We start from the raw sequence: 15530 nt of genomic DNA, 5'->3' as shown, positions 1-15530 counted from the left end.
GACTGATTCACGACTAAACGGTGACGCCAGCGGCACGTGGTCACTGGGACCCGAGGCGATCCACGCGTCGAAGTCGTCCACCTCGACCGTTGCGCCGAGCATGCCGGCCGCAGGCACGTAGACGTGGTCGCTGTGGAACGGCTGGCCTTGCCGTTGGTGATGGAAGTAAGTCGGCTCAGGAGCTTCCTCACCGGCCTCAAGTCGACGGTCCACCCGGTAGGCGTCCACCAAGCCCAAGCCCAAGCCCAAGAAGAAGTAGTGGCGGCGCCGGCCCCGCCTCCGCAAGGTGGGCGGGACCGGCGCGCTGTCAGGCGGTGAGCAGGCCGGACGCCGTGGCCGTCAGCCGGCCGGCAGACGCGGCAGCGGCCAAGGCCGACTCCAGGACGGCGACCTGGGCCGGCGTGCGGCGGCGATAGCCGAAGACCTCTAGCGTCTGCGCGAACAGCTCGTCCCTGGTCATCCCGGCACTGGCCCGGCACAGCGCGACCATCGCGTTGCCGATCTCCTCCGGCGCCAGCTGCTCCATCGGTCGGGTCGCCGCCGGATCGCGGCGGAAACCGGTCCACGACGATCGGTCCAGCCCAGCGGGCCACACGACGTCACCGACCCGGACCGACGCAGGAACCAGCGCCGCCAGCGCGTCCTTGCGCGCCTGCGCCACACGTCCGAGACCGAACGCGCCGGCCGTGAGCCGTGCCAGCCGGTCGAGGTGGATCGGCCCTTCGGCCTCGGCGCCAGCCTGCAGCACCCGCCCCACCCGCTCGGCCACCCGCCGGTTGCCCAGCTGGTCGAGCAGGCTGCGCTCACCCGCCGGGTCCGGCGTCCACGGCAGGAACGGCTCCTCGCCGTGCAGCACCGCAGCCGGGAGATCGGCCTCCGGAGCGACCGGAGCCGGCGCGACCGCCGGGACGGAAAGCGGCTCGGCCGCGGGCGGGGGAGCGACCGGGGTCTGGGCGGCGGCGACCAGCCGCGCCACCACCTCGTCCCGGTCAGCCAGCCAGGCCGGCAGCCACACTCGCTCCACCGCCGGCCAGCGCAGCATCCCGCCGAGCACCTCCACCGGCAGCCCGTCGCGGTCACCGACCGTCCGCCGCCGCGCCCACGCCGGGCCGTCGAGCAGCACCGCCAGCACCGGCACGTCCGGCGCCGAGGCCAGCGACACGGCCAGGTCCACCTTGAACTCCGACAGCCCCACGTCGGTCCGCACGACCAGTCCACGGGCACGCAGAGCTTCAGCGACGGAGTCGCGGTGCCGGTCGGGCAGCGAGGCGAACCGTGCGTCCCGCGGCAGCGCGTCGGTGCCGTGCGCCGCCAGGTCCAGGTACGCGCGCAGGTGCTTGATCCCCACCGACGATGTCTGCTCCGCCCGCAGATCGGCCGGGTCGAAGGAGGAGAAGACGACGACCTGCCGTCGGGCGCGGGTGATCGCCACGTTCAGCCGGCGTTCACCACCCACCTTGTTCAGCGGCCCGAAGTTCAGCGGCAGCTGGCCCCGGTCGTTGGCGCTGAACGCGGTCGAGAAGAGCACGGCGTCCCGCTCGTCGCCCTGCACGTTCTCCAGGTTCTTGACGAACAACCCCTCGCCGTCGGTGCGGTCCAGCGCCTCGACCAGCCGCTCGTCTCCGGCGTCCCGCAGCAGTGCATCGATCAGCGCCCGCTGCTGGGCGTTGAACGTGACCACGCCGATCGAGGACGGCTCGTCGGGTGAGAGCGCGAAGCGCCGGCGGATCTCCGCCACGATCGCCTCGGCCTCCACCGGGTTGGTGCGCAGCAGCTTGCCCGCCCCCGAGCGGTGGAACGTGCCGGCCACCCGCACCAGCGAGACCCCGCGGCCGTCCGGAGCCGAGGAGGCCGGCCCGTGCACCGGCGCCGGGAACGAGGACAGCCGGTTCTCGTAGTACTGGACGTTGCTGAAGGCGATCAGCGACTCGTCCTGGCTGCGGTAGTGCCACGACAGCCACTGCCGCGGCACCCGCGCCTGCACGCACTCCGACAGGATCGACTCCTCGTCCTCCACCGCGGTGGCCAGGTCCTCCGGCAGCGCGTCGTCGTCCGTCGTCGGCTCCGCGAACGACGTCGGCGGCATCTGCTTGCTGTCCCCGACCACGACCGCAGCGTCCGCCCGGCCCAACGCGCCGACCGCGTCGGCGACCCGGATCTGCGACGCCTCGTCGAACACCACCAGGTCGAACAGGCCGGCCCGGGCCGGGAAGAAGCGGGCCACCGAGTCGGGGCTGACCAGCACGCACGGCATCACGGCGGTGACCAGCTCGCCGTACTCGGCGATCAGCCCGCGCACCCCGAGCCCGCCGCGCTGCCGGTTCAGTTCCCGCTGCAGCGCGCCGACCTGGCCACCGCGGGCGGTGACGTCGAACGACCGCGCCGCCACCACCGATGCCGGCAGGGCCGCGGTCAGGTGCCGGCGCACTGCCCGGGACGCCGCGGAGAACCGGGTGATCGCCCGCTCGTGCACCGGCGCGTCGAAGGCGGCCAGCCCGGTGGCCTCCTCCCGTTCGGTCATCGCGGCGCCGGCCAGCCCGAGCTCGAAGGAGCGGACGGCGTCGTCGGCCGGCACCGCGCCGGACAGCAGCGCCCCCCGGGCCTCACCCAGCCCGGCCGAGCGCAGCGGCTCCACCGCGGCGATCAGGTCCAGCCACCGGCGCAGTGACGGGACCACAGGCGCCGTGACCGCCCGCTCGGCGCGGGTCGCCTGCCACCGGGCGAACAACCCGTCGCTGCCCGCCCACGCCGAGAGCTGCTCCGGCGTCGACCGGCAGACGGTCAGCAGCTGCTGCACCGCCTCCTCCGCGCGGCCGACCGCCGCCGCGGCGGACGGATTGGTCGCTGGTCCTTGGGCCAGGAGCGCGCGCAGCGCCCCGGGGAAGCCGTCGCTGCCCTCGACCACCGCGCCGGCCAGCCGGAGCCAGTCGACCTCCCGCTCGACCAGGCCCGGATCGGTCAGCGGGTTCCAGTCACTGGGCACCTGCAGCCCGGGAATCGCGGCGGCGCGGGCGGCCAGGGCCCGCGCCGCCGTCTGCGCGGCGAGCAGCGCCGACGTCAGCGCCGGCACCGCCTTCGGCGCCACCTCGCCGGTCAGTACGGAAGCCAACCGGTCGCGGACGGCGATCAGCCGCTTCTTGCGGCCGAAGAAGCCCGACTGCGCGGCGGCCTCCCCGGCGGCAGAAATTTCGGCTAGCGGCAGGTCCAGGGCGGCCGGCGTCGCTGCGTCCAGGCCCGGGTGCTGCGCCGTGCGGAAGGCGGCGACGTCGGCCGACAGTGCGGCCGTCTCGGTGCGCCAGCGTGCCGACCGGGTCTCGTCCAGCACCGTCAGGTCGACCGGCGGACCGTCCAGCACCCGGGCCAGCCCCGCCAGGTCGGCAGGCGTGGTCACCGCGTCCAGCACCGGCGCCAGCCGCGCGGACCCCAGCAGCTCGGCGACGGCGGCATCGACCGCAGCAGCGGCGGTCGCGGCGGCCGGCACGTCGACGTCCGCGACGTCCACGAAGCCCCACGGGTGGCCCGGCCGCGGCCGGGCCAGGTCGGCGACGTCCGGCAGCCCGGCCAGTGCGCGCCGCACCGCCGCGACGTCCTCGGCCGTCAACCCGCCGACCGCAGCCGGCGAGACGGGCAGCGGCGGCACCGAGTCGCCGACGCTGAGCGCGCCGGTGTGCGCGCTGTACAGCGACAGGCCCGCGGCGTTCGGCTCGTGCAGCCGGGTGGCGTACCGGGCCAGCGAGCGCCGGGCCGACCGGAGGTCCTCGCCGTCGGCGGACAGCCCCTGCTCGTCGACCTGCACCGCATGCTCCAGCGCCGCGCGGATCTGCGCCCGCACCACGGCCGGCCGGCTGCCCTTGTCGTGCAGGTCGAGGGCGAACGGGCCCATCCCGACCGCGTCCAGCCGCCGGGCGACGACGTCCAGCGCGGCGCGCTTCTCGGCGACGAACAGCACCCGCTTGCCGTCGGCGACCGCGCGGGCCAGCAGGTTGGTGATGGTCTGCGACTTGCCGGTCCCCGGCGGGCCCTCGAGCACGAACGTCCGGCCGGCGGCGGCCTCGGCGACCGCGGTCAGCTGCGAGGCGTCCGCAGGCACCGGTACGGCGGCCGCGAGCTCGTCCAGGTCGACCGAGCCGTCCTCGGCGACCGGGTCGTCGAATGGGTCGGTGGGGGAGTGCACCAGGTGGGCAACCAGCGGGTTCTCGCTCAGCGTCGCCCAGTGCTCGTCGAGGTCCTTCCACAGCCGGAACTTTGCGAACGCCAGGATCGCCAGGTCGGCGGTCGGCTCCACCCGGTACGGCAGCCCCTGCTCGACCAGCGCGACCCGCATTGCCTGGAGCGCAGCGTCCAGGTCGATCCCGGCGCCGTCCTCGGTCGGTTCGGCCAGCCCCGGCACGTTCAGGCCGTGCAGCTGGCGCAGCTTCTCCAGCAGGCAGTAGTTGGGCGTGCTGGTGCCCGACTCGTCCACGGTCAGCCGGTACGCGCCGGACCGGGAATGAGCCTTCAGCACGACCGGCACCAGGATCAGCGGTGAGCGCAGCGGGCGGCCGTCCAGCTCCCAGGCGAGGCTGCCCAGGGCCAGGTACAGGTTGTTGGCGCCGGTCTCCTCCAGCACCGTCTTCGCCTTGTAGGCCAGCGCCCGCATCCGGGTCAGGTACGAGCTCTCCGGGACGTCGACGTACAGCCCCCGGCGGTCCAGCAGCAGCTCGGCCAGCAGCTCCGGCGGCAGCTCCCGGGCCGACCGCAGCCCCCGCTCGCGCTGGACGGCGGCCAGTTGGTCGCTGGGCAGCAGGGTCAGCGCCGTCCCGCCGTTGACCAGGTCCTCCAACGCACCGAGGTGCGCATCGGGCACGGTCAGCGCGATCCCGGCGCGTGGCGTGTAGTTGATCAGCCGGTTGCGCAGGCTCAGGTCCAGCAGCGCGTTCTTCCACTGCGCGATCCGCGGCGGGGCCGTCTCCCGGGCCTCGTGGTCCGCCGCCGTCCCGCTGTCGATCGGGCGGACCGGGCTGCTGTGCACGGCCGGCCGGTACTCGACCACCTGCACGGTGCCGTCGGCGTCCCGGGTGCGGGCCGGCAGCGGGAGGACGCCGTCGCGCCGGGCGCGGTAGACGTCGACGACGCCGATCACCCGGTCGAGGTCGCCGGTGAGCCAGGCGGCGTACGGCGGGCGGTGCAGCTCGTCGAAGCCGACCGGTTCGCTGCGGGTGGTGAGCATCGTGGTCTCCACCAGTCGGATCAGCCCCAGGTCGACCAGGTTCACCAGGCTGGCGACGTCGGTGGTCGCCGAGCTCTGCGCCGACAGCTCCTCGCGCCAGTACCCGAGGAAGGCGTGCCCATCGACCAGCCAGAGCAGCGGCCGGATGCCGGCCTGCTCGAGCGCGGCGGCCAGGACGACGACCAGGTCCAGGCAGGTGCCGACCCGCTCGTCGAGCACCTCGCCGGGCGTGCGCACCTTCTGCCCTATGTCCGCCCAGCTGGCCGGTGGCTCGCTGTACCGGACGGCGCGGGCCTGCACCGCAGCGCAGATCGCGGCCGCGATCGCGTCCACCCGCTCGGGGCCGGCCTGGTAGCCCTGGATCGACGGGCTGCCGGTCTCCGTGCCCAGCGCCTCGGCGGCCTCGGCGACCAGCGCGGTGATCGACGGGTGGTTCGGCTGCACGTGGGCGGCGAGCATCTCCATCGCCAGCTCCAACGGAGTGGCCAGCCACTGCGCCGCGGCCAGGACCTGCACCGGCACGCGCGCCCGGCCGAGCACCTCGCCGTCCTTCTCCACCAGGACCGACAGCCAGCCGGGACGGCGCTCCTCGACCTGCAGCATCGCGGCCGGGTCCAGCCGCAGCCCCACGTCGGTGAGCACCGTGGTGTGCCCGGGGTCGACGTCGGCGAACAGCTCCACGGCCTCGCCGATCGGGCCCGCGGCGTCCCGGATGCCCACGTGCACGCTGGCGTGCCGCACCGGCTCGCCGTGCCCGGTGAGCACCAGCTGGGAGACGACGGCGATGCCGTTGTGTGCCAGCGCGTAGCTGAGCACGGGGACCGCGGTGACCTCGACGGTGACCCGCGCCCCGGTCGCCGCCCCGTCGATCGCCGTCGGCTGGAGGTCCAGGTCAGTCATGCGCCCTGTCTACCGGTCAGAGGCGACGCAACGACGTCTGCCGGGAACAGGTGTGACGGGTGGTGCACCGGCGGACGAGATCGGTCCGGATCCCTGTCGCCAGAACTCCCCACCGGGCGCACGCCGAGCCCGTGGCGGTGACCAGCGGGGCACGCCGCCTCTCACCGGTTCGGGGGACGCCGCTCGCGGTCGCTGCTCCTTCTGAGGGTGACTCGGACCTGACGGCCATCCGGTGACCTACCGACTCCTTAGCGTGCCCAGCGGTGACACCTGTCGCCTGGCCGTCGGAGGAAGCATGCAGAGCCTGTTCGCTGTCGTAGCCACCCACAAGATCGCTGCGACGGTGACCGCCGCGGCCCTGGTGGTCGGGGCGGGAGCCGTCCACGAGGCTGTCAGCGGACCCGTCACCGCGACGGTGACCAAGGTGGTGGACGGCGACACCATCGACGTCCGGTACGACGGCGAGACCCGTCGGGTTCGACTGCTCAACGTGGACACTCCGGAGTCGGTGGACCCGAGCAAGCCGGTCGAGTGCCTCGCCCCGGAGGCGACCCAGTACCTGAAGGGCCGCCTCCCCGTCGGCACCGAGGTACGGCTCGAGCACGACGAGGAGAAGTACGACCGGTACGGCCGCGAACTGGCCGCGGTCTTCCTCGGCGACGACCTGGTGAACGCCGACATCGCCCGGCAGGGCCTGGGCGTGGCGCTGGTGGTCGGGTCGAACACGCAGTTCTACCCGCCCGTGCGGCAGGCGCATGACGAGGCGAGGGAGGCGGGCCGGGGGCTCTACGCCTCCGATGTGACGTGCACCGTCCCCGCGCAGGTGGCCGCCCTGGAGCAGACGGCGGCCGACACGGTCGCCGAACAGCCCGTTGCACCGACCGAGCTGGCCGCGTTCGATTTCCACTCCGGTGAGCTGGTCGCTGCGCTGACCACGGCGCGGGCGCTCACCGCTCTCCTGGACCGGGACCCGCGCGCTTTCCCACTGCTGCCGTTCGCCGGCCGCGGGCTGAGCGGTCTGCAGAGCCGGGTGGAGCGCGTCCGCACAGACCTGGACGCCGCCGTCGCGGACAACGACTCGGCTCGGGTGGCCGAGCAGCAGCGACAGGAGGAAGAGGCCCGGCGAGCCGCGGAGGAGGCCGCGCGCCAGGCCGCAGAGGAGGCGGCGCGCCAGGCCGCCGAGGAGGCCGCCCGCAAGGCGGCCGAGGAGGAGGCCGCGCGAAAGGCTGCCGAGGAGGCTGCTGCGGCCGCGACCCGGGCCCGCGCGCAGTCGCCCAGCTCGTCCCGGATCTCGTCGAGCGCACCGAGGACGGCAGCTCCGCCGCAGACGTCCGGCAGCTCCAACCCGAGTGGCTACACCGGCTGCCGGAGCTACGCGCCCGGCGGCAAGAGCTGGACGCCGATGCCGTGCCCGGGCTCGTGACTCCTGGTCGAGGTGACGGCGTGACGGTCACGCCCGGCCGGCTCGGCTTGTCGTTGTCTCGCCAACGACAAGGGAACTCCTGGGCCGAGTGAGGGCGATTCGACCCCCCTTGACGTTGCTGGAGCAACGATTGCGCAGGCGGTTGAGTCGCCGCTGATCAAGTGAAGGCGCGGCCGGTAGTCACGTGGAGCAGGTCGTCGAGGTCGAGGCAGACCACTGGCCGAGGCGTTCGATGGCTTCGGCGTAGCGGGGGAGCTCGGTGTCGAGCACCCGGTTGAGGAGGTCCCGCCTGTTGGCGCGCTCGATGTAGTCGCGCACCGCCTGGCGAGCGACCTCCTGCATCGACCGGCCATCGACCTCAGCCCTGCGGCGCAGCGCTTGGATCTCCTGGTCGTCGAGGCGAAGGGTGATGGCCATGCACCGCATGATGCCGCCGGTGGCACCGCATCCGTGCTCACCCGTGCGGGCGACGAGGGCTCCACGCGGGGCCGGCGGTCGGCTACGAACAGCAGCGGAACACGATCGGCCGACGATGGGGGAGCAGTGCGCCAGCACGACGACCGGGCGCACGCACCCACCGGGCTGCGCACCTCACCGACGGGTCGGGTCCCGCAGTGGGTCCTCGACGAGTCCGTCGGTCGGACCAGCCCGGCCGAGGCGTGGCGTGCCTGGACGCCCGCGCAGCCACCCGTCCGCCGCACGCGGAAGCGGCGCACGTGGACGGGCATCGGGGGAGCGCTGGTGGTGGTCGCCATCGTGGCGTCCGCCGCCGTGGCCGTCGAGCTGCTGCCCGGCCTCGAGGCGACGGCCACCGACCGCACTGCACCGACGGCTGGCATCGAGGCGGCCGGCGGGCCGCTGGGCACCCCCTTGGCACCTCCTCCGGACGGCGGAACCCACCAGTTCGCGCAGCTGCAGGACGACGGGGTCACGCCGATCGCCTACGACCCGTGCCGGCCGGTGCACTACGTCGTCCGTCCGGACAACGAGCCAGTCGGCGGGGACCTGCTCATTACCGATGCGGTCGCCCAGATCTCGGCGATCACCGGGCTGCAGTTCGTCGATGACGGTGCCACCGACGAGCCCCCGAGTGACCAGCGCGTTCCCTTCCAGCCCGAGCGCTACGGCGACCGTTGGGCGCCCGTGCTCGTCACCTGGGACACGGTCGCCGAACAGCCCGACCTCGCCGCCGAGGTCGCGGGCCTGGCCGGCAGTCTCGCCGTCTCGTCCGGCGAGGGGCCGGGGGTCTACGTCACCGGCCTGGTCGAGCTCGACGCCGCCCAGTTCACCGAGATCCTCAGCCGACCGGGCGGTCAGGCGGTCGCCCGCGCGATCGTGCTGCACGAGTTCGCGCACCTGGTGGGCCTGGACCACGTCGACGACCCGACCCAGCTCATGTACCCGACGACCTCCGCCGTCCTCGACTTCGCCGCCGGCGACCTCACCGGCCTGAGCCGGCTGGGCGCGGGAGGGTGCGTCCCCGCTGTCTGACGGTCGACAGCCCGGCCCGCCCGGAGACGGAACGCAGGCATGAGGAGAGCGACCCCCAGTGCATGGGCGCACGAGTGCCCACCGACACCCTGTTCCCCGACGCTTGTGCTTTGGTGCGCCAGTACAGCCAGAGCACAAGCTTGCGTCGACCAGGTGTCGCTGACCGGCGCCGGCGAGCTGCGGTGGTCGGTTGCCGGACGTGAGGGCTACCGGCGGCGCCGCGGCCACATGCCGGTCTTCCGGCGTCCCTCGGACGCCTCCCCGCCGGCACCCCCGCCGAGAGTGCCGGCGGCGAGCCGGGCCACCTCACCCGGCCAGCCGTCGTCCCCGGCCAGCATCAGGAAGTTGCGGGCCACGATCGCGGCGACCTCCTCGTCGGCCAACCCCGAGCGGAACAGCACGTCCCGCAGTGCCCAGCCCTGCCCCGCCAGCTCGCTGGCGGCCACGGTGACCGCCAGCCGTTCCACCATCGACGCCGTCAGCCGCTCCGCCGCCCAGGGCAGGGCCGACCGCACCAGGGACGGCGGGGCGGAGCCAGCGAGGGTCAGGAACCAGTCGGGGTCCTCCAGCAGCAGGTGCCCGAACAGCGATGCCGAACTCGCCGGCCACTCGTCGACCCCCGCCCACTCCTGCACCAGCACGTCCCGCACCACCGGCCGGCTGGTGGCCAGCCGCGCCAGTCCGGCGAGGTCGTCGGTCAGTTCCAGCAGCGCCAGGGGCTGGGCGAGCGTCACCGACTCCTCGACGAGCGCGGCCGCGGCCCCACCGACCTCGGTCAGTCGGCGGCCGCGAGCCAATTCGTCGACGAAGGCCTCGCACAACTCCGCCCGGGTCAGCCCGGTGAAGCCGGTCGGTACGGCCTCCTTGGCCGCGCCGCCGAAGACGGCGGTCAGCGCGGCGTCGAGCTCCCGGTCGCGCAGCCGGTCCCAGGCATCGGGGTGCTGGGCGAGCGCCGTCCGCAGCGCCGTTTCGACCTCCGGGGACGACGCAGCCACCGCGCAGGCGACGTCCACGGCGTCCCGGGAGGACAGCCACCACCCGGCCTTCTCCGACTCCAGCACGCCGACCAACTGGGGCGGGGTCAGCGACGCGGGGTCCATCCCGGTCCAGGTGTCGGTGAACAGCCACCGGTCGAGGGTCTCCAGTTTGCGCACGTTGTCCGAGCACAGCTCCTTCTTCGCTGCCGCCTCCAGCAGCGCCCGCGCCCGTGCGGTGTCCTGCCCGTCGGGCACGACGTCGTCGGGCACGTCCGCCCCCACGTGCACCCGCACCGGAGCAGCGTCGCCCGAGGCGGACGCCGTCCCCACGTGCAGGGCGACGGCCGAGGCCAGCGCCCGCGGCAGCACGTCGAAGACCGCCTCGGCGACGTCGCGCCCCGCCGCCGTCCGGGCCGGCAGCCCGACCACCCCCGCACCGGCGGCCACCGCAGCGAGCACCGCCGCCACGCAGGGCACGAGGGCATCGACGTCGTCGTCGGTCAGGGCCGACAGCGACCGGCGGGCCGATGGCACCTCCACCGCCGGCGCCTCCCGGGAGGGCTCGGCGTCTCCGGGCAGCTCGTCGAGGAACCCGCCGCTGCTGCGGAACGTCAGCACGTCCCGAGGCGTGACCCGGCCGTCGCCGTCCCAGAGCAGGTGCACCAGGTAGTTGCCCAGCCGGCCGAAGGCGTCGGTCCCGGCCGGCACCTTGCGGTAGGCGATCCGCCCGCCGGCGGTGTGCAGCAGACCGCAGGACTCCCCGGCGCCCAGCCCGATCAGCGGGCCGAGCGTCGCACGGCTGTCGCCGACCTCCGCGGGCCAGTCCGGGGACAGCTGGACGACGCCGAAGCCCGGTCCCTCCAGGGTCCGGCTCGCCGACGTGTAGACCAGCTGCGCGCAGGTGGTCATCGGCCCAGCCGATCACCGGCGGCGCGGGGAGATGCGTCGTCGTCCAGGCCCTCGCTGGGCAGGAGGCCGTGCCGTGCCAGCAGCACCAGCAGCGGTTCCAGGCACCCCACCGGGCTGATCGAGGGGTAGGCGCCCTCGCTCGCCTCCGAGCCGGTCGCCGAGACGGCGTGCACGGTCGGGTCCGGCAGCCGGGTCAGCAACGTGGTCAACAGGTTGCTGCCGCCGTTGGCCTCCAGGAAGTCGACGAGGCGGGCGCTGTTGTCCCGCACGTCCTCGAACAGCCGCGGCAGTCCGCCGAGGCTGATCTCCGGGTTGCGCAGCGTGTCGGCCGGGAAGTCCGGCCGGGCAAGCAGCTTGTCGGCCTTGCTCAGGATCACCCCGGTGGAGACCCCCTGCAGGAAGCCGTCCGGGCGCAGCCCGCGGGAGGAGCGCAGCAGGTCGGCCAGATTGACCAGCATCTGGGTGGGCCGGGCCATGCCCAGCGCGCCCTCGCCGGGGTCGGCCACCGCCTGCAGCCCGGGGAACATGCCGGGGGAGAGGACGACGAGCACTGCGCTGGCCTCGTAGAGGAACTTGCTGAACCGGCCCAGGTCCTCCTTCCGGTAGAGCTGCTCCCCGGAGGCGTCGAACAGGACGAGGTTCATCGTCCGCTCCGGCCCGCCCTGCGTCGTCCGCCGCAGCACCAGCGTCAGCGGCTCTGGAGACTCGCCCTGCTCGAGCAGCGGCGGGGTCAGCGGCAGCTGCCGGTGGTCGACCAGCAGCGGCTGGTGGTAGTGCCGCTCGAACCGGTCGGCGCTGTACTCGTCGAGCTCGACCGAGATGCCCAACGGCGCGAGCGCCCCGGCGTGCAGCGCGTCGATCAGCACCGTCAGGAAGGTGCTCTTGGAGGCGCCGGTGAGCCCCACGACGCCGACGACGACGGTCGGCCGCGTGGCGTAGTCCGGCGGCAGGCGGTGACCGTTCGGGCAGACCGGTACGGCGTCGACCGCGTCGGAGGCCGCCGCCCTCGCCGGGGACGACGGGCCCGGCGCCGGTTGGCCACCCCACCGTCCCTCGCCGAAGCGCTGCCACGCCGAGCGCCGCTGGACCGGCATCGGCTCGAGCCCGCCGCGGGGACTGCGCAGCAGCGGCACCGGGAAGGACTCCAGGCACCGCGGGCAGACGAGCTCCTTCTTCGCCACCTCAGCCCACCAGCGCGAGGTAGCCGAGCACCGTCGTGAGGGCGAACACCAGCAGCAGCACCCGCTGCCGCTGCAGGTAGCGGTGACGGCGGGCCTCCAGCGCTTGCTGGGCCCTCGCCCGCTGGTACAGACCGGACACGACGCCTCCTCGGATCAGACGATGACGTAGGTGAGGCCGACGAGGACCATCGCGGTCACCAGCCCGAGCAGGACGGCGACCCCGATCGCGGCCGCGAAGCCGGTGGGGGTGTCGGCGATCGCCCGCTCCAGCCGGGAGAGGTGGTAGCGGACCGCCTCCCGGACGGCGGCGGTCGACCGCAGGTCCTGCAGGGCCGACCGGGGAGCCGGGATCTCCGAGGGCTGCTCCAGCCAGCGGGTCTGCTGCTCGACCTCGCGGGCCAGCTCCGCGATCGAGGGCCGCCGCTCCGGCGCGACCCGCAGCGCGTGCGACACCGGGTCGAGCAGGTTGGGCGGGACGGCGGCGAGGTCGATCCGGCCGTGCTGCAGTTCCAGCCAGTAGTCGGCGGGGCGCAGTTCGTCGTCCGGGTCGACCGGGTGCCGGGCCGCGGCGGCGTACGCGACCACCATGCCCCAGCTGAAGACGTCGCTGGCCTGGGTCAGTGGCAGCCCCTGGAGCTGCTCGGGGCTGGCGAACAGCTTCGAGCCCAGGCCGGCCAGCGTGGTGGTGACCGTGCCGGCGGGCCCCTCGGATCCGAGGTAGCGGCTGATGCCGAAGTCGACGAGGACGACGTCCCGCTCGGTGATGATGATGTTGGCCGGCTTCACGTCGCGGTGGACCACCGAGGCCGCGTGCGCGTCCCGCAGTGCCCGGAGCAGCCCGATGGCGATCCGGCGCAGTTCCTCGGCGTTGAGTCCGCCCTCCCGGGAGGCGAGGAACTCGTCCAGCGGCGTCCCGGCGACGTACTCCTGCACGTAGTAGGGGCTGGCCGCGTCGAGGTCCTGGTCGACGATCTGGGCCACCCGGGGGCTGCGGATGCGGGCGGCGTTCTCGACCTCGCGGGCGAACCGCCTCCGGACCAGCTCCCCGGCACCGGCCGGCAGGCACTTGACGACCACCAGCGGGTCGGCGGCATCGCTCCGGCCGACGAAGACGTCGGCGCCCTGCCCGCCGCGCGGCAGTCGGCACAGCAGCTGGTAGGGACCGATCTGCGGCGGGTCGCCGGCCTCCAGCGGGTGCACGCGGCGGTGCCCGAACCCGTCGGCCAGCCCCTCGGTGGGGGACGAGGCATCTGACATCGTGCCGCGCCCCTCCCGTCGTCGGATCGACCGCGGCCCACCGTAGAGCCCGTACCTGTGCCGGCACCATGAGCTCCGGCTCGCACCGCCGTGCCCAGGGTGACCGGCGTCCCGGCCGACGCGCGCGGCCTCACCCCCCAGAGGTAGCTGAACCGGCCAGTCCCGCCGGCACCGTCAACATCGGGCTCTCGCGGACCGACCACAACCTGGTGACCTGGTCGACGGCGCCCGCGGTGGCTACACCCCGGATGATGGCGCGCGTCCTCGCGACCTTCTACGTCGCGGCCGGGGCCGCCGGGATGCTCGCCGTCTTCGGTCCGGACGCCGGCACCGAGGGGCGCTGGGCGATCTTCGGCCTGGCCCTCGTCGTCCTGACCTGCGGCGCCGTGACGTTCCGCTGGGGGAGTCACTGGCCGCGCCGGGTGTTCCACTGGCCGGTCGCGTCGGCCGCCGGGCTGGTCGCCGTCGCGGTGACGGTCAGCCCGGACGCCGCCACCGCGATGGCCGCCGCCACGCTCATGGCCTTCGTCGCCGTCGACGCCTGCTTCTTCTTCAGCCTCCCGCTGGCCTGGCTGCACATGGCGTTCGGGATCACCGCGGTGACCGCCGCCCTGCTCGCCCAGGGCGACGTCCCCGGAGCGATCGCGCTGGGCCTCGACGCGGTCATCGTCGCGCTCGGCACCGTCGTCCGCGGCCTGGTCATCCGGGCGTCGAGCGCCAGCCGTGACCCGCTCACCGGGCTGGCCAACCGCCGCGGCTTCGACGACGCCCTGCACGAGCTGCGCACCGCGTCGGCCCGCACCGGTGAGGCGCTCTCGGCCGCCCTGATCGACCTCGATCACTTCAAGCAGATCAACGACACCGCCGGTCACGAGGCCGGGGACCGGGTGCTCTGCCGGATCGCCGACGTGTGGCGCCGGGAACTGCCGCCGACCGCCGTCTTCGCCCGGCACGGCGGCGACGAGTTCGCCCTGCTGCTGCCCGGCGTCGGTGGTGCCGAGGCGCTCACCCTGGTGCGCCGGATCGCCGAGGAGCACCCGGAGATCGGGATCTCCTGCGGTGTTGCCGAGCACCGCCCCGACGAGGGCGCCGCCGAGCTGATGCGCCGGGCCGACCGCGCGCTCTACGACGCCAAGGCCGCCGGCCGCGGCCGGTGCGAGCTCGAGGGCGGCAACGGCTCCGCACTCGCCCGGGACCTCGCGGCCGCGCTCGCCGCCGGTGAGGTGGTGGTGCACTACCAGCCGATCGTCGCCCTGCCGGACGGCGTCGTCGTCGGCGTCGAGGCGCTGGCCCGCTGGACCCACCCCGAACGCGGGCCCGTGCCGCCGGAGGAGTTCGTCGCGGTCGCCGAGCAGAACGGCCTGATCTTCGCCCTCGGGTCGCACGTGCTGCGCACTGCCTGTGCCGAGCTGGCCGGTGTTCGCACCCGTGCCGGTGAGCAGGTCACCCTGGGCGTCAACGTCTCCGGCCGCGAGCTCAACGACCCGGGCTGTGCGCAGCGGGTGCAGGACGTGCTCGCCGCGACCGGCTTCCCCGCGCGGCACCTCGCCCTCGAGGTGACCGAGAGCATGCTGGAGGGCGAGTCGCCGGCGGCCGTCGCCACGCTGCACGCGCTGCGCGCCGTGGGGGTGGTGGTGTCCATCGACGACTTCGGCACCGGCTACTCCTCGCTCAGCCGGCTGGACACGTTGCCGGCCGACGTCCTCAAGCTCGACCGCTCGTTCGTCGAGACCGTCAGCTCCTCGCCGCGCCGGGCGCAGATGCTGCAGAGCCTGGTGACGATGTGCCGCGGGCTGGGCCTCGACGTGGTCGCCGAGGGGGTGGAGACCGCCGAGCAGGAGGCCGCGGTCCGGGCCATGGGGTGCACGTTCGCGCAGGGCTGGCGCTACGGCCGGCCGGTCCCGCTGCCCGACCTGCTCGCCGGCCTCCGCACCGACGGCGCGGACCACCTCCTCCTGCAGGTCGCCCGCCCCGCCTGACGGGAGCGGCGTGCCAGCAGGACGACTGTCCCCGCACCGCCGACCGGTCGGCCGCGGTCGCCCGCGCCCGTGCGGCCGGCCTGGGCGGTGCGTGACGGGACGGCGCCGGGTCTCGGGAGCATGCCTTGCGTGGAACCCGACTCCCTGGGGCACCCTCGACAGGCGCGCCGGCGCATCACCAGTGCGGCGGCCACTTCGACAGAG

Annotated in this window: 9 protein-coding genes; 3 read left to right on the top strand and 6 right to left on the bottom strand. The window is 74.2% G+C overall.

The genetic code is table 11. The features are described from left to right. Window positions 1-307: 307 nt before the first annotated feature. Complete coding sequence (locus O2V63_RS11935; RefSeq protein WP_269167740.1) at window positions 308-6109, bottom strand: DUF4011 domain-containing protein; 5802 nt, start codon at window positions 6107-6109, stop codon at window positions 308-310. Window positions 6110-6404: 295 nt separating this feature from the next. On the opposite strand from O2V63_RS11935, the gene O2V63_RS11930 reads away from it, so the two are divergent. Then, window positions 6405-7532 carry a thermonuclease family protein gene (locus tag O2V63_RS11930; RefSeq protein WP_269167739.1) on the top strand — a complete coding sequence of 376 codons (1128 nt, stop codon included), beginning with the start codon at window positions 6405-6407 and terminating at the stop codon, window positions 7530-7532. A 180-nt stretch (window positions 7533-7712) separates the two neighbouring features. Here O2V63_RS11930 and O2V63_RS11925 read toward each other — a convergent pair whose 3' ends face one another. Then, window positions 7713-7949, bottom strand: coding sequence for a ribbon-helix-helix protein, CopG family (locus O2V63_RS11925; protein ID WP_269167738.1), 237 nt, complete (start codon window positions 7947-7949; stop codon window positions 7713-7715). Between the two features lie 126 nt (window positions 7950-8075). Here O2V63_RS11925 and O2V63_RS11920 point away from each other — a divergent pair, with 126 nt between their 5' ends. Beyond that, on the top strand, window positions 8076-9023 hold the full coding sequence (locus tag O2V63_RS11920; protein WP_269167737.1) for a matrixin family metalloprotease: 948 nt from the start codon (window positions 8076-8078) through the stop codon (window positions 9021-9023). Between the two features lie 206 nt (window positions 9024-9229). Here the strand turns inward: O2V63_RS11920 and O2V63_RS11915 are convergent, their stop codons facing one another. The 4 genes from O2V63_RS11915 to O2V63_RS11900 are packed head-to-tail and all read right to left on the bottom strand — an operon-like array spanning window position 9230 to window position 13347. Then, entirely contained in the window at window positions 9230-10909 is a 1680-nt protein-coding gene (locus tag O2V63_RS11915) for a hypothetical protein (RefSeq protein WP_269167736.1), read from the bottom strand. Beyond that, the gene (locus O2V63_RS11910) at window positions 10906-12090 is read right to left on the bottom strand and encodes a TRAFAC clade GTPase domain-containing protein (protein ID WP_269167735.1); all 1185 of its coding nucleotides are present in this window, start codon (window positions 12088-12090) and stop codon (window positions 10906-10908) included. The genes O2V63_RS11915 and O2V63_RS11910 overlap by 4 nt, the downstream gene beginning before the upstream one ends. A 1-nt stretch (window position 12091) precedes the next feature. Next, window positions 12092-12229 carry a hypothetical protein gene (locus O2V63_RS11905; RefSeq protein WP_269167734.1) on the bottom strand — a complete coding sequence of 46 codons (138 nt, stop codon included), beginning with the start codon at window positions 12227-12229 and terminating at the stop codon, window positions 12092-12094. A gap of 14 nt (window positions 12230-12243) precedes the next feature. Further along, window positions 12244-13347, bottom strand: coding sequence for a serine/threonine-protein kinase (locus tag O2V63_RS11900; protein WP_269167733.1), 1104 nt, complete (start codon window positions 13345-13347; stop codon window positions 12244-12246). 251 nt (window positions 13348-13598) lie between these two features. Here O2V63_RS11900 and O2V63_RS11895 point away from each other — a divergent pair, with 251 nt between their 5' ends. Further along, window positions 13599-15326 carry a putative bifunctional diguanylate cyclase/phosphodiesterase gene (locus O2V63_RS11895; RefSeq protein ID WP_269167732.1) on the top strand — a complete coding sequence of 576 codons (1728 nt, stop codon included), beginning with the start codon at window positions 13599-13601 and terminating at the stop codon, window positions 15324-15326. Window positions 15327-15530: the final 204 nt, after the last annotated feature.

It is taken from the genome of Modestobacter sp. VKM Ac-2977 (genome assembly GCF_026968045.1).
In the GTDB taxonomy this organism is placed as follows: domain Bacteria; phylum Actinomycetota; class Actinomycetes; order Mycobacteriales; family Geodermatophilaceae; genus Modestobacter.
This window is presented reverse-complemented; position numbering and strand designations above follow the sequence as displayed.

Bases quoted from the DNA above. Each gene is read 5' to 3' on its own strand.
- O2V63_RS11935 (WP_269167740.1), bottom strand. From the start codon at position 6,109: ATGACTGACCTGGACCTCCAGCCGACGGCGATCGACGGGGCGGCGACC.
- O2V63_RS11895 (WP_269167732.1), top strand. From the start codon at position 13,599: ATGGCGCGCGTCCTCGCGACCTTCTACGTCGCGGCCGGGGCCGCCGGG.
- O2V63_RS11915 (WP_269167736.1), bottom strand. From the start codon at position 10,909: ATGACCACCTGCGCGCAGCTGGTCTACACGTCGGCGAGCCGGACCCTG.
- O2V63_RS11930 (WP_269167739.1), top strand. From the start codon at position 6,405: ATGCAGAGCCTGTTCGCTGTCGTAGCCACCCACAAGATCGCTGCGACG.
- O2V63_RS11925 (WP_269167738.1), bottom strand. From the start codon at position 7,949: ATGGCCATCACCCTTCGCCTCGACGACCAGGAGATCCAAGCGCTGCGC.
- O2V63_RS11900 (WP_269167733.1), bottom strand. From the start codon at position 13,347: ATGTCAGATGCCTCGTCCCCCACCGAGGGGCTGGCCGACGGGTTCGGG.